14 protein-coding genes are annotated in these 13,037 nt (G+C 34.5%); 11 read left to right on the top strand and 3 right to left on the bottom strand.

Translation table 11 applies throughout. From position 1 onward, the window contains the following. Nucleotides 1-132 precede the first annotated feature (132 nt). Nucleotides 133-639 (top strand): hypothetical protein, encoded by a 507-nt coding sequence (locus OZP11_RS19810; RefSeq protein WP_281232225.1) that lies wholly within the window; start codon nt 133-135, stop codon nt 637-639. A 218-nt stretch (nt 640-857) separates the two neighbouring features. Here OZP11_RS19810 and OZP11_RS19805 read toward each other — a convergent pair whose 3' ends face one another. Further along, a complete protein-coding gene (locus tag OZP11_RS19805) occupies nt 858-1,736 on the bottom strand; it encodes a PPK2 family polyphosphate kinase (protein WP_281232224.1) in 879 nt (292 codons plus the stop codon). Nucleotides 1,737-1,947: 211 nt separating this feature from the next. On the opposite strand from OZP11_RS19805, the gene OZP11_RS19800 reads away from it, so the two are divergent. From OZP11_RS19800 to OZP11_RS19760, 9 genes are all read left to right on the top strand, one after another. Next, nucleotides 1,948-2,784 carry a DUF6929 family protein gene (locus OZP11_RS19800; RefSeq protein ID WP_281232223.1) on the top strand — a complete coding sequence of 279 codons (837 nt, stop codon included), beginning with the start codon at nt 1,948-1,950 and terminating at the stop codon, nt 2,782-2,784. Nucleotides 2,785-2,791: 7 nt separating this feature from the next. Then, a complete protein-coding gene (locus tag OZP11_RS19795; RefSeq protein WP_281232222.1) occupies nt 2,792-3,259 on the top strand; it encodes a hypothetical protein in 468 nt (155 codons plus the stop codon). A 217-nt stretch (nt 3,260-3,476) separates the two neighbouring features. After that, on the top strand, nt 3,477-3,977 hold the full coding sequence (locus OZP11_RS19790; RefSeq protein ID WP_281232221.1) for an RNA polymerase sigma factor: 501 nt from the start codon (nt 3,477-3,479) through the stop codon (nt 3,975-3,977). Nucleotides 3,978-3,979: 2 nt separating this feature from the next. Continuing rightward, nucleotides 3,980-4,942 (top strand): hypothetical protein, encoded by a 963-nt coding sequence (locus OZP11_RS19785; protein ID WP_281232220.1) that lies wholly within the window; start codon nt 3,980-3,982, stop codon nt 4,940-4,942. An 81-nt stretch (nt 4,943-5,023) separates the two neighbouring features. Then, on the top strand, nt 5,024-7,141 hold the full coding sequence (locus OZP11_RS19780; RefSeq protein WP_281232219.1) for a vWA domain-containing protein: 2,118 nt from the start codon (nt 5,024-5,026) through the stop codon (nt 7,139-7,141). Nucleotides 7,142-7,165: 24 nt separating this feature from the next. Next, nucleotides 7,166-7,876, top strand: a complete 711-nt coding sequence (locus OZP11_RS19775) for an SIMPL domain-containing protein (RefSeq protein WP_281232218.1) — start codon at nt 7,166-7,168, stop codon at nt 7,874-7,876. A gap of 109 nt (nt 7,877-7,985) precedes the next feature. After that, nucleotides 7,986-8,573, top strand: coding sequence for an LURP-one-related/scramblase family protein (locus OZP11_RS19770; RefSeq protein WP_281232217.1), 588 nt, complete (start codon nt 7,986-7,988; stop codon nt 8,571-8,573). A gap of 114 nt (nt 8,574-8,687) precedes the next feature. Then, nucleotides 8,688-9,404, top strand: coding sequence for a 3-ketoacyl-ACP reductase (locus OZP11_RS19765; RefSeq protein ID WP_281232216.1), 717 nt, complete (start codon nt 8,688-8,690; stop codon nt 9,402-9,404). Between the two features lie 90 nt (nt 9,405-9,494). Continuing rightward, nucleotides 9,495-10,004 carry a hypothetical protein gene (locus OZP11_RS19760; protein WP_281232215.1) on the top strand — a complete coding sequence of 170 codons (510 nt, stop codon included), beginning with the start codon at nt 9,495-9,497 and terminating at the stop codon, nt 10,002-10,004. A gap of 75 nt (nt 10,005-10,079) precedes the next feature. Here OZP11_RS19760 and mtaB read toward each other — a convergent pair whose 3' ends face one another. Then, nucleotides 10,080-11,414, bottom strand: a complete 1,335-nt coding sequence (gene mtaB, locus OZP11_RS19755) for a tRNA (N(6)-L-threonylcarbamoyladenosine(37)-C(2))-methylthiotransferase MtaB (protein ID WP_281232214.1) — start codon at nt 11,412-11,414, stop codon at nt 10,080-10,082. Nucleotides 11,415-11,900: 486 nt separating this feature from the next. On the opposite strand from mtaB, the gene OZP11_RS19750 reads away from it, so the two are divergent. Next, nucleotides 11,901-12,422, top strand: coding sequence for a hypothetical protein (locus OZP11_RS19750; protein WP_281232213.1), 522 nt, complete (start codon nt 11,901-11,903; stop codon nt 12,420-12,422). An 81-nt stretch (nt 12,423-12,503) separates the two neighbouring features. On the opposite strand, the gene OZP11_RS19745 is transcribed toward OZP11_RS19750, so the two are convergent. Then, nucleotides 12,504-13,034, bottom strand: coding sequence for a GNAT family N-acetyltransferase (locus OZP11_RS19745; protein ID WP_281232212.1), 531 nt, complete (start codon nt 13,032-13,034; stop codon nt 12,504-12,506). Nucleotides 13,035-13,037: the final 3 nt, after the last annotated feature.

Genomic DNA, 13,037 nt, shown 5'->3' with positions numbered 1-13,037 from the left:
AAAAATATATGCCAATTTTAAGGCAAAATTAAGCAGACATCAATATTATGTAACGATTTTTTAAAATTATATAACAAGCTCCGTGCACCTTGATTATACTTTTACATTATTAATAATTCAAAATTATATGCCATGAAAAAATTACAAATTATATGCCTCGCTGCTTTTGCTTTTTTATACTCCAATTCAACTTTTGCTCAGGATAGCGCAGCAACAAATTACGATCAGGGATTTAGATTAGGTTTTGGATTAAACGGCGGGCTTCCGACCGATGGTGATTACGACTGGGCTCTTGGGGGAGACGTTCGTTTACAATATGATTTATCTAAAAAAACATCATTGACCTTAACAACAGGTTTTACTAACTTATTTGTTGCGGAAGAAGATGGAAAAGATTTAGGTTTTATTCCTGCAAAAGCCGGTTTTAAAGCTTTTATCTGGGAAGACCAATTTTATGTATTGGGTGAAGTAGGTGCCGGTTTTGCCGTAACTAACGGTTATGATGACACTACTTTTTTATGGGCGCCTGGAATTGGGTATGCTAATAAATACATAGACATTAGTGTTCGTTATGAGGACTACAACAAATTCAAAACCAATCAAGTGGCTCTACGTTTAGCCTATGGTTTTGATCTATAAAAAGAAAGGTTTATTTTATTTTTTTGTTTTTGGTAACAGACCCGGAAGTTTTCATAGTCTTCCGGGTTTTGTATTTTTAAACGTTTCCTGGTTATACAGCAAACCTCTAAAGGTTTACTATTCTACAACAAAATCCTAACTCCAAAACGCATAACAAAGAAAAACCCCAACAGGTATTTGAAAACTTGTCGGGGTTATATGTACTGTAAATTATCTAATTAACTCTTCTCCAAAGTTTTTTTGTAAACATCAAAATTGTCCAGGATTTCTTTGTCGAGTGCAGGAACCTGAATGTCTTTGTATTGTTTCATTTCTTCCCAAATAATTTTGGCTACAATATAACGCGCCATATCCTTATCATCTGCCGGAACGATGTACCACGGCGCATGCCCGGTCGAAGTCTCGTTTATTGCTTCTTCATAATACTGCTGATATTCATCCCAGTGCTGGCGTTCTTTAAGGTCACCTGGAGAGAATTTCCAGTTGTGTTTTCCCTCTTCCAGTCGGCGTAATAAACGATCCTTTTGTTCATCCTTGCCTAAATGCAGAAAAAATTTCATGATGATTGTTCCGTTCTGCGCAATATGTTTTTCAAAATTATTAATTTGTTCAATTCTGTCTTTCCAGAACTTTGGCTTAATATCATCAACTGTATTAATTCCCGGTAAATTTTCAGCCAGAATAAATTCAGGATGTACACGTGTTACCAGAACATTTTCATAATGCGTTCTGTTAAAAATCGCAAACTTGCCTTTTTCAGGAAGCGCAATATAATGGCGCCATAAATAATCATGTTCCAATTCGGTTGAATTTGGCGTTTTGAAACTATGGACTACTACCCCGCGCGGATTAAATTCTTTAAACACTTCTCTTACCAGACTATCTTTTCCGGCTGTATCCATTCCCTGAAGACAAATCAAAACCGAGTATTTATTATGCGCATACATAATATCCTGCAGGTCACTTAATTTTGCTTTTACATTCTCAAGTTTTTCCTCTTTTTCATCATCGTCAGCCTCAACATCTAATAAAGTTGGCAGCTTCTTCAGTTTGATTTTTTCTGTCACCTTAAAATCCTTCGGATCTATTGATTTCATATCTTTTTCATTTTATATAATTATAAATATAGTAATTTTACGAAGCATATTCCTGCTATTCATTGCAATACTTTTTAATAAACTGCTTTTTTCCAAAGCCATAACAAGAGCTTTCTCCGGCCGCTTTGTTCTGCCAGGAAAAAATGCATTTTCTTTTCAAAGTATTTTCATTGCTCTCAGGGCTGGGCAGTTATTTTCAAAACAACATTTCATGGAAAAATTTACATTAGAAATATTATTTCAAATCATTGGGATTGGTTCTGCATCAGGATTATTTTTCAATAACGATTCTCTTTACGTAATTGGCGACAACAGCGGATTTTTATACGAATACAATATTCAGAACAAGCAGCTAAACCAGCATGCTTTAATAGACAATGCATCACAAAACATCCCAAAAAACCTAAAACCGGATTTCGAATCCCTGACACATCACAACGACACCCTCTATGTTTTTGGTTCGGGTTCAACCGAAAAACGAAACAAAATGATCGAATTTGATCTTAAGTCAAAAACCGTTTTACAAAAAAATAATTTAACCGATTTATATGCGGTAATGCAGAATTTCAGTTCTATAAAACCGGAAGATTTTAATTTGGAAGGTGCTATTTTCGATGGCGAAAACTGGTATCTGTTTAATCGCGGAAACGGCGTTTCGAACAAAAACACCATTTTTACCCTTCATGCCAAAAGTCTCGGCGATGAATTTGCCCTGATTTCTGTCAATTATAAATTACCCAAAATTAAAGGTGTTCGTTCCAGTTTTACCGATGCCGTTTTGGTAGAAGATAAAATCTATTTTCTTTCAACTGCCGAAGATACCAAATCGACTTACGACGACGGCGAAATATTAGGAAGTTTCATTGGTCGAATCGATTTGAAAACCATGAAAATAGATTTCACTCAAAAAATTACTTCAACCAATAAATTTGAAGGCCTTACTTTCTATAAAAAAGAAAATAACAAAATCGAGTTTTTACTTTGCGAAGATAATGACACTGAAGTTCTGGAAACTAAGATTTATAAATTGACATTGCCTCTTAAGTAATGAATATATGAAAAAATTAATTCTTTCATTAATAATGGTTTCTGTTGTCCTAGCAGGTTCATATTTGTTTTATGATTTTAAAAAGAACAAAGAAGAAAACAAATATTATAAGACCCTTTCTGCAAAAGATATGGATCCAAAGTCATTTATTAAGCTTTTTACTGAAAGTTATAATAGTAAAAACTCTTTAAACACAATTACAATGACAGGAGCGTTTCCAGAAAACTGGGTAAAACATGATGATGTTGAATATTTAATTTCAATTATGGATTCTAAAGAAAAATGCTGTGGATATATGGATTTTTTTTCATCTCATATTTCAAACGAAAGCGGAGAAGTCGGTGGTTTTGCGATAATTTTTCTAAATTCTTATATCTCGAAAACAAAAATCAATTTAGGTTTGAATTCTAATCCAAAAACTGACTTCGAATCAGTTAAGAAAATAGAAAACTGGTATAAAAATTCATTTAAATAAAAATACTGTTTAGAGATTACTTTGAGAATCTCTGTGCTATTCTTTGCAAAAGCAGTTTTACCACAGAGATTCGTAAAGTTAGAGAGACACAAATACTACAATCCATTAAAAAAATATTTTTTTCATCTTCGTCCCAACCTTTTTATCTTTTTAGTACTCTTTATAATTAAAGACCAAAATTGTGATAAACGAAACTCAAATTTCTAACTGCAAAAAAATGAACCGTGATGCCCAGCGTCAGGTTTATGAGCACATGGCTCCGAAATTGTATCGTGTCTGCAAACGATACCTCAAGAAAGAAGAAGAAATTGAAGAAGCTCTTGCCGACGCTTTCTACACTATTTTCACAAAACTTGACCAGTTGAAAGAAGAAAAAGCTTTTGAAGCCTGGGCCAGAAAAATTACCGTTAACCACTGTTTGGCGACCATCAGGAAAAACACCAATTTCAACATGTATCTTGATGATGTAAAAGTTCTTATCCAGCCTTTTACCGAAGAAATAAACACATTAGAAGAGGAAGATTTACTCAATTTATTAAACCATATTCCGGATGGCTGTAAAACCGTTTTCAACCTTTTTGTCATAGAAGGTTTCGGACATAAAGAAATAGCCGCAATGCTGAATATTTCTGAAGGCACATCAAAATCGCAGCTCAACGCTGCCAAAACCAAACTAAAAGAACTGGTTAATAAATTGTATTATCAAAAAGCAAAATAGTCATGGACAATCAAGATAAAATATTTAACAGATTTAAGGAAGCTGCAGATAATGCAGAAACCAAAGATTTTCCGGGAATGGAAAAAGTCTGGTCGCGCCTGGAAGACAAACTCGATAAAAAAGAAGATAAAAAAACGATTGCTTTATGGAAAAAAATTGCTGTAGCAGCTTCTCTTTTATTAGTAATTTCTCTGGGAACTCAGTTTTTAAAATCAGATAAAACTACAAGTATCGAAAACTCAAAAGTTGTAATTAACGAAGACCAAATAGAACCTATTGACAATACGGCTTTAGAAAAAAACAATGCAGTTGTTACATCAGATTCGCCGTTGGTGTCAAAAGAAAAAGCTGCTGCAATCTTAGACAAACAAATTAAACAGCAGGAACAAGTCGCAATTCATGAATCTTCAGAAAATTCCGAAATATTAGAAATGCCTCAAATGCCAAGTCCTGTTACTGCGGATGAACAAGCTGTTTCTGCCCCATCTTTAAAAGATAGTAAAGAAGATGTAAATAGTATTTTCAAAGAAGAATCACCTGTAGCTTCGGACTATATAAAAGGTGCAGAAAGAGAATCTGCCAAAGTAGCCTTTGCAGCAAAACAGACTGCAAGAGCTAAAAAAAGCGCCCCGTTAGTAATTCTTAACGGAACTGCGATGTCGCACAGTGATGATGCCAAAAGAGACAAAATGATGCAGGCAGAACTCCCTAACCTGCAGCCGGAAAATGTTGAATCGCTGGTAATTTTAGATGAACCTCTTTACATTATTGACGGCATTTATTATTCAGAAAATGATTTGTTCGGCACTAATCCAACAAGTCCTTATGCTCCGCTAAACCAGCAGGAAATTAAAACCATTACCATTCTTCAGGATCTGGAAGCCACAGAAAAATATGGCGAAAAAGGCAAAAAAGGAGTCGTAATCATTACAACAAAAACCGGAAGACCAACTCCGAAGAAATAGGCAGAAATGCACATCAAAGCTTTGTCAAAGCTTCAACTTTGACAAAGCTAAACTCAAACATTCATTCTAAAACTCATTATCATGAAAAGTTTAAAACTTATTTCATCAGCCATTGTTATGCTTATATGTTTCGTAAGCATGGCGCAGGAAAAAACCATTACCGGAACCGTTACAGATGAAAATGCAACGGCGATACCCGGAGTAAATGTCTATATTCAAAAAACCAAAAAATCAACTGCCACCGATTTTGACGGAAAATATTCCATTAAGGCACAAACAGGAGACGTGCTTACTTTTAGTTTCGTCGGGATGAATTCTCAGACTGTAACCGTAAACAATTCTAATGTTATAAATGTAGTATTAAAACAAAGCGCTCAGGAACTTCAGGAAGTTGTTTATACAGGTTACGGAATTTCTAAAACAAAAAAGAGAGCTGCAAAACAATCCTTGCAAATATTAGGTGGCACTGTTTCGGGTCTTCAAATTTCATCAAACCATCAAAATGCTCCGGTCCTTACTACAAATAGTGCAGAATCTGTTTCTCCTAAAAAAGAACCCCTGTATATTGTTGACGGGATGCCGATAAAAGCAGATCAGATGGCAAAAATTAATCCGACTGATATTAATGATGTAAAAGTTTTAAAAGAAGAATCGGCAGTGGCTCTTTATGGAAGCAGAGCCCTTAATGGTGCGCTTATTATTACGACGAAAAATGAACTCTTTAAAAATCTTTCTGAAAAAGAAATAGATAAAAAACTAAACATCATCAGAAATCCTTCTGAATCGAATCAGGAAAATTATGACACTTTTACAGAAAACGCATTCGAAAGTCCAAAAACAGCACCGCTTTCTACTTTTTCTATCGATGTTGATAATGCGTCTTATACCAACATCAGACGCTTTTTAAACAGCGGGCAGAAAGTCCCGAAAGATGCTGTTCGTGTTGAAGAAATGGTCAACTTTTTTAAATACAATTATCCGCAGCCAAAAGGGGAACATCCGTTTTCTATCAATACAGAATTGAGTGATTCTCCGTGGAATGACCAAAACAAAATTTTGAAAATTGGTTTACAGGGCAAAGATATTCCAATGAATAATTTACCGGCTTCGAATCTTGTCTTTCTGATTGACGTTTCGGGTTCTATGGAAGCAGCGAATAAATTACCATTATTAAAAAAATCGATGAAAATTTTGGTAAACGAATTACGTCCAATAGACAAAGCGGCGATCGTAGTATACGCCGGAGCAGCAGGAGTAGTTCTGGAACCAACTTCAGGCGCTGACAAAAAAACGATTATCAAAGCGCTGGATAAATTACAAGCCGGAGGAAGCACCGCAGGAGGCGAAGGAATCGAACTGGCTTACAAAATTGCAACAGAAAATTTTATAAAAAACGGAAATAACAGAGTAATCCTGGCAACCGATGGTGATTTTAATGTGGGAAGTTCTTCTAACTCTGACATGGAAAAATTGATTGAAGAAAAAAGAAAAACAGGCGTTTTCTTAACTTGTCTGGGGTACGGAATGGGAAATTACAAAGACAGTAAAATGGAAATTCTCGCCGATAAAGGAAACGGAAATTATGCGTACATCGATAATATTCAGGAAGCAAATCGTTTTCTTGGAAAAGAGTTTAAAGGCTCGATGTTTGCCATTGCCAAAGATGTAAAAATTCAGATAGAATTCAATCCAAACCAGGTTCAGGCCTACCGGTTAATTGGTTATGAAAACAGAAAACTGCGTCCGGAAGATTTTAAAAATGATGCAATTGATGCGGGAGAACTAGGCAGCAATCACACTGTTACGGCTTTATACGAAATAATTCCGACAGGAGTAAAAAGTGATTATTTAAAAATTCTGGCAGATGAGTTAAAATATACCAAAACAGAAACCGGAACAAATCATTACAACAATGAATTGGCAACGATAAAATTCCGCTATAAAAAACCTGATGGTGACAAAAGCATCGAAATGGTTCAGGTTATCAACAACAAAGCGGTTTCGCTAAGCAAAGCCAGCGATGATTTAAAATTCAGCTCTGCTGTGGCCTGGTTTGGATTAAAACTAAGAGATTCTAAATTAATCGCCTACAAATCTTCTGAAGAAATTGCAGATCTGGCTAAACAAGGAATGTCTTTTGACAAAGAAGGATACAAAGCCGAATTTATTCGTCTTATTGAAAGCGCCAATCTCGATTAAATAATCAACCAAAATTATATAGTTATGAAAAAATTAAGCTTCCTGTTAATTATTATTAGTACGCTGCACGCATTTTCTCAGGAGAAAAATCAAACAGAAAAACCATATATTGAAGTATACGGACTATCCGATACTTTAGTCATGCCGAATAAAATCTGGATAAACATTCTTCTTGCTGAAAGAGATTTTAAAGGAAAAAAATCTGTTGAGGAAGCAGAAACCGAGATGATTAAAAAATTAGAAGAAATTGGCATCGACACGCAAAAGAATGTTTCTGTAAAGGACATGGGGAGTAATTTTAAAACCTATCTTTTAAAACAGACTGATATTTTAAAAACCAAATCCTATTCTGTTATCGTTACAGATGCCAAAACTACATCCAAAGTCTTTTTGGCATTAGAAACCATTGGTATTTCAAATGTTCATGTAGTTAAAGCAGAGAATTCAGACGAAAAGAAAATCCAGCTTTTGATAAACGGAAAAGCAGCAGAAAATGCCAGACAAACAGCGGAGAGTTTTATTAAACCACTGCATCAAAAAATTGGAAATGCTGTTCAGATAAATAATATAAACATCCCTAATGCTGCGCCGGTAAGAGTAAGAGGAATATCATCTCTCAGTGAAATTGCAGTTACGGCATACGGAACAAATAAAAACCCTTATTCTGAACCTGATATCGAATTCGAAAAAATAAAAATTTCAAGCACTATCCTTGTTCGTTTTTCACTTGAATGATGGTATAATTTTAAATTTATTTCTACATATATAAAGAGGTAAAACCAGTGTGTTCATAGCGATTTTTATTACATTTGGTCTTTATTCTAAAATAATATTTTATAAACGTATGAACCCAATTTTAAGCCAAAATCTATTTTTAGTAAAAGAACATATCGGAATGTTTAAAGCTGCCAACAACTACGACATTTACAATCCGGAAAACAATCAGATAATTATGAACTGCCGTGAAAATAACCTTGGTTTTTTCACTAAAGTGCTTCGTTTTACAGATTATAAAAGAGCAACTCCTTTTAATGTTGAAATCACTACTGCATCCGGAGAAAAATTAATTACAGTAAGACGCGGTGTTGCCATTTTCAGATCGACTGTTGAAGTTCTGGATGACAAAGATCGTCTGGTTGGTACTTTTAAACAAAAGTTCTTTTCTATAGGCGGAAAGTTTGATATTCTGGACAAAAACGAAAAACCTGTTGCAACCCTTCAGGGAAAATGGACCGGATGGGATTTTAAATTTTCTCACGAAAACAGACAGCTTGCGCAGGTAAGTAAAAAATGGGCCGGCTTAGGAAAAGAGTTTTTTACAAGTGCTGATAATTATGTACTGCAGATTGAAGAAACAGTACCGGCTGACAGTCCGTTGAGACAATTAATTCTGGGAGCTGTAATGTGTATTGACATGGTTCTGAAAGAATAATCAAAAGTTGTTAAACTTAGATTAAGAATATATTTTAAAGCATCATTTTAGTTTTCAAAAGCTTATTTTTGTAAGACTTATAATGATGCTTTCTGCATTTCAAAAAATACAATCATGACCGATTTAAAAAATAAAAACGCCTTAATTACAGGTGCCGGAAAAGGAATAGGAAAAGCCGCAGCAATTGCTTTGGCAAAAGAAGGTGTAAACCTGATATTAGTTTCAAGAACACAAAAAGACATTGAACAGCTGGCAGACGAAGCTTCGAACCTGGGTGTAAAAGCTTTGGCTCTGAGTGCTGATGTTTCGGATATCAATTCAATTAATGCGGCTGTCGAAAAAGCACTGACACAGTTTAAAAGCATTGATATTCTAATTAACAGTGCCGGAATTGCTTCTTTTGGAAAATTCTTAGAATTAGAACCGGATGCCTGGGAAAGAATTATTCAGGTAAATTTAATGGGAACATATTATACTACCCGTGCCGTAATCCCGAATATGATCGAAAGACAATCCGGAGATATTATCAATATTTCGTCTACTGCAGGATTAAACGGAAATGCCTTAACAAGTGCCTACAGCGCCTCTAAATTTGCTGTTTTAGGTTTAACCGATTCTTTGATGCAGGAAATGAGAAAACACAACATTCGTGTTACCGCTTTAACGCCAAGCACCGTTGCAACTGACATGGCTAAAGACTTAAACTTAACCGACGGAAATCCGGAGAAAGTAATGCAGTCTGAAGATATGGCAGATTTAATCATCGCTCAGCTTAAATTAAACCGAAGAGTGTTTATTAAAAACAGCAGTATTTGGTCAACCAACCCTTAAAAAACTTAATTCCAATATTTTAAATTCCAAATTCCAATCTCAAAGTTTTTGGAATTTGGAATTTGATTTTTGGATTTTCACCTCTCAATTATGGAACAATATTTAAGACAATTAATCGAAATAGCGTTTCTGGACAAAAAAGAAATTTTCACCGGTTTTCTTATTGATTATTCAGATGACTGGATTTTACTTCGAAACAATCCTGTAGATTTTGTTTTGGATGGCTTTGTTATTCTCAAAAATAAAAATATCGAAAGTGTAAACCGTGATCCTGATCTGGCTTTTACCGAGAAGGTAATTCGAATGAAAGGTTTAAAAATCAATTCAGATGATATTATTCCGATCAAAGATTTAGCCTCGATTATGAATTTTATCGCACAGAATTATGGTGTTTTTCAGATTGCAAAAAAATCATCAAAATCAGCTTATCTAGGAAAGTTAATAGAACTGAATGATGAAGAACTAACCATTGATTTCTTAGATACCCGCGGGCAGTTTGGAGGAGATTTAGCTTTTAATCCTGAAAAAATCAGAGTTATAGAATTTGATACGGATTATATTAATTCTTTGAAACTGGTAATTCCTGATGATCAGAAATAGTTATAAAAAAAGCCCTTTTGAAATTCAAAAGGGCTTTTTTTGTCATTCAGAGGAATGACAAATACTGTGTATTATTTAAACCTCGGCAAGTTTACTCAAAAACTCTATACGAACACTTCCGTCCTCGTCGATTTTGGTTAAATTGATTTCCTGCAGAGTATTTACTAATTCAGGATTCCACGGTGTTTTTACTTTTACGTAGTTTTCTGTAAAACCATGAATATATCCTTCTTTATTTTCGCCTTCAAACAAAACAGTTCTGTTGGTTCCTAACTGGCTTTCGTAAAAAGCACGGCGTTTTTTAACGGATAAACCACGAAGCATTTTACTTCTTTTTGAACGAACATTTGCCGGAACAACTCCTTCCATATCTACCGCTTCTGTATTATCTCTTTCAGAATAAGTAAATACATGCAGATAGGATATATCCAGTTCGTTAAGGAAGTGATAGGTTTCTAAAAAGTGTTCATCTGTTTCTCCGGGAAAACCAACAATTACATCGACACCAATACACGCATGCGGCATTACTTCTCGAATTTTATTTACGCGGTCAATATAGACTTCACGTAAATAACGGCGTTTCATCAGCTTTAAAATATCATTGCTTCCGGATTGAAGCGGAATATGAAAATGCGGTACAAAAGTGCGGCTTTTAGAAACAAAATCGATTGTTTCGTTTTTCAGCAAATTCGGTTCGATAGATGAAATTCGTAAACGCTCGATTCCTTCTACTTTATCGAGAGCCTGAACTAAATCCAGAAAAGTATGTTCGTGTTTTTTGTTTCCAAACTCCCCTTTACCATAATCCCCGATATTTACACCGGTCAGAACAATTTCACGGATATTTTGAGCCGAGATATCACGAGCATTTTTAAGAACATTTTCCAGAGCATCACTTCTTGAAATACCTCGTGCCAAAGGAATGGTACAGTAAGTACATTTATAATCGCAGCCATCCTGAACTTTTAGGAAAGCGCGCGTGCGGTCTCCTATAGAATAACTTCCTACATAAAAATCAGCTTCGGCAATTTCGCATGAGTGAACCTCACCCATATCGTTTTTGCTTAAATCATGAATATAATCGGTTATTTTAAACTTTTCTGTGGCACCCAAAACCAAATCTACGCCGTCAACAGAGGCTAATTCTTCCGGTTTTAATTGTGCATAACAGCCGACTGCGGCAACAAAAGCTTTTTCATTGAGCTTCATTGCTTTTCTAACAACCTGCTTAAACTGCTTATCAGCATTATCTGTAACAGAACAGGTATTAATTACATAAATATCGGCGACATCTTCAAAATCGACGCGGTCAAAACCTTCGTCGTTGAAATTTCTGGCGATTGTAGAAGTTTCTGAAAAATTCAGCTTACAACCCAGAGTGTAAAAGGCAACTTTTTTTCTATTTTCCATAATTCTCTTAAATTAATGAAATCGTTGTCAAAAAATTTAAGGCTGCAAATTTACAAACAATTTTTGTAAAAGAAAACCAATAAGACACTTCGTTTCAACAAGTTTTGCCATACTAAAACCAGTATTAAAATAAATAAAATAATCTGGCCTCAGTTATTTTGATAAGAGAATATTTTTTCTGAACTTTATCTTTAGCAATTCAATAAGAATAAAATGACAAAAACATCGATTAAATGCAAATTTAATCGATTAAATACATTTTTTTTTAGTTTAAATTCAAAAAATCTTACATTTACCAGTATCTTAATTTACGAAATCTTTTTTTGGATTTCAAAATTCCGGATGCTTTTTATTAATTTAATAATAATTCACGCATAACAATTTTGAATTTTACTCGTTATGTTGTTGTTTTGTGTTACAAAATGAAATGGGAAAGCCGAAAACCAAAGAGAGTAGGCAAAAATTAAATTACAAATACCACGCTTTATGAAAGCATTTTTACCCACAATCTGCTTGATGTTCTTAACCGTTTTTAGTTCGCAAGCGCAAACTACTAATGCCCCTGTTGCAAATCCATTTCCTTCTATTAGTACTTTAACAACCTGGGCAAGTTTAAACTCTCAACAGCAATTTGACGTTGCTATTCGTGCTGTTGGTTTTAAATTTGAGGTTAAAGAACCAGGTGCAGAATCAACTGCTTATACTTATATCCGTAAAGTAACAGTAAACGAAGTAAACTATACTGACAGAATCGTATACAGAATTACAAACAATAATTCTGCTAGTATTATCTCGTTAGTAACTGCTTCTACAGACTTAGTAAGTTTATACACGCCTCAATTGGCAAGTTTCAAAAACAACAACTGTAAAACTGAAATGTCTAAAGATAAAAACACAACTTGCAGCTGTTACGAAAGCGCAAATTTTGCAATCGATCTTTGCGACGAACGTGTTAAATTGACAATGGGTGACGGAAATAAATATTTTGTTTCTGTAGCTAAAAAATAATATTTCCAAAATATTTTCAACTCTGAATTGTTTCCAAATCTTTACTGACTTTTAAGTATGTAAAGATTTGGAATACATTTCTTAGTTTCTGTCTGGATTTTTGAGTTCATACCAAACTTCTAATTCTTCTTCATATTCGAAAGAATTTACAAAACGAAATCCCAGTTTTTCAAGAATCTTTCTTGAATTTTCGTTTCCTGCATCTGCGTAAGCATATAATACCTCTGCTTTTATCTCATTAAAAGCATAATCAACAAAAGCTTTTCCGGCTTCAGATGCATATCCTTTTCCCCAGTGTTTTTCTATAAAACGATACCCTAATTCGTAGAAATCTTTATGGCCGTTAATTTCGTCTGTGATGAATTTAATTCCCGACCAGCCTAAAAATTCATTGCTTTCTTTTAGAATAACAGCCCAGCGTCCTATTCCGTAATCTTTGTATTGTTTCTGCACGAAATGAATGTATTCGATGCTTTCTTCAATATTCTTTACAGGTCTGTTACCCAGAAACAAATGCACATTAGGGTTCGAATCCAATTCAAACATGCCTTCAGCATCTGAAAGCTGTAATTCTCTTAAAAGTAATCGTTCTGTTTCAATTGGTTTCTTCATAAA

It is taken from the genome of Flavobacterium gelatinilyticum (genome assembly GCF_027111295.1).
GTDB classification, from domain to species: Bacteria; Bacteroidota; Bacteroidia; order Flavobacteriales; family Flavobacteriaceae; genus Flavobacterium; species Flavobacterium gelatinilyticum.
Note: the sequence above shows the minus strand (reverse complement) of the source record. Positions and strands in the feature narration are given on the sequence as shown.

What these genes read in the sequence shown, in the direction of transcription:
- OZP11_RS19785 (WP_281232220.1), top strand. Translation starts at nt 3,980, where the DNA reads ATGGACAATCAAGATAAAATATTTAACAGATTTAAGGAAGCTGCAGAT.
- OZP11_RS19760 (WP_281232215.1), top strand. Translation starts at nt 9,495, where the DNA reads ATGGAACAATATTTAAGACAATTAATCGAAATAGCGTTTCTGGACAAA.
- OZP11_RS19790 (WP_281232221.1), top strand. Translation starts at nt 3,477, where the DNA reads ATGAACCGTGATGCCCAGCGTCAGGTTTATGAGCACATGGCTCCGAAA.
- OZP11_RS19800 (WP_281232223.1), top strand. Translation starts at nt 1,948, where the DNA reads ATGGAAAAATTTACATTAGAAATATTATTTCAAATCATTGGGATTGGT.
- OZP11_RS19765 (WP_281232216.1), top strand. Translation starts at nt 8,688, where the DNA reads ATGACCGATTTAAAAAATAAAAACGCCTTAATTACAGGTGCCGGAAAA.
- OZP11_RS19750 (WP_281232213.1), top strand. Translation starts at nt 11,901, where the DNA reads ATGAAAGCATTTTTACCCACAATCTGCTTGATGTTCTTAACCGTTTTT.
- OZP11_RS19775 (WP_281232218.1), top strand. Translation starts at nt 7,166, where the DNA reads ATGAAAAAATTAAGCTTCCTGTTAATTATTATTAGTACGCTGCACGCA.
- OZP11_RS19780 (WP_281232219.1), top strand. Translation starts at nt 5,024, where the DNA reads ATGAAAAGTTTAAAACTTATTTCATCAGCCATTGTTATGCTTATATGT.
- OZP11_RS19810 (WP_281232225.1), top strand. Translation starts at nt 133, where the DNA reads ATGAAAAAATTACAAATTATATGCCTCGCTGCTTTTGCTTTTTTATAC.
- OZP11_RS19805 (WP_281232224.1), bottom strand. Translation starts at nt 1,736, where the DNA reads ATGAAATCAATAGATCCGAAGGATTTTAAGGTGACAGAAAAAATCAAA.
- OZP11_RS19795 (WP_281232222.1), top strand. Translation starts at nt 2,792, where the DNA reads ATGAAAAAATTAATTCTTTCATTAATAATGGTTTCTGTTGTCCTAGCA.
- OZP11_RS19770 (WP_281232217.1), top strand. Translation starts at nt 7,986, where the DNA reads ATGAACCCAATTTTAAGCCAAAATCTATTTTTAGTAAAAGAACATATC.
- mtaB (WP_281232214.1), bottom strand. Translation starts at nt 11,414, where the DNA reads ATGGAAAATAGAAAAAAAGTTGCCTTTTACACTCTGGGTTGTAAGCTG.
- OZP11_RS19745 (WP_281232212.1), bottom strand. Translation starts at nt 13,034, where the DNA reads ATGAAGAAACCAATTGAAACAGAACGATTACTTTTAAGAGAATTACAG.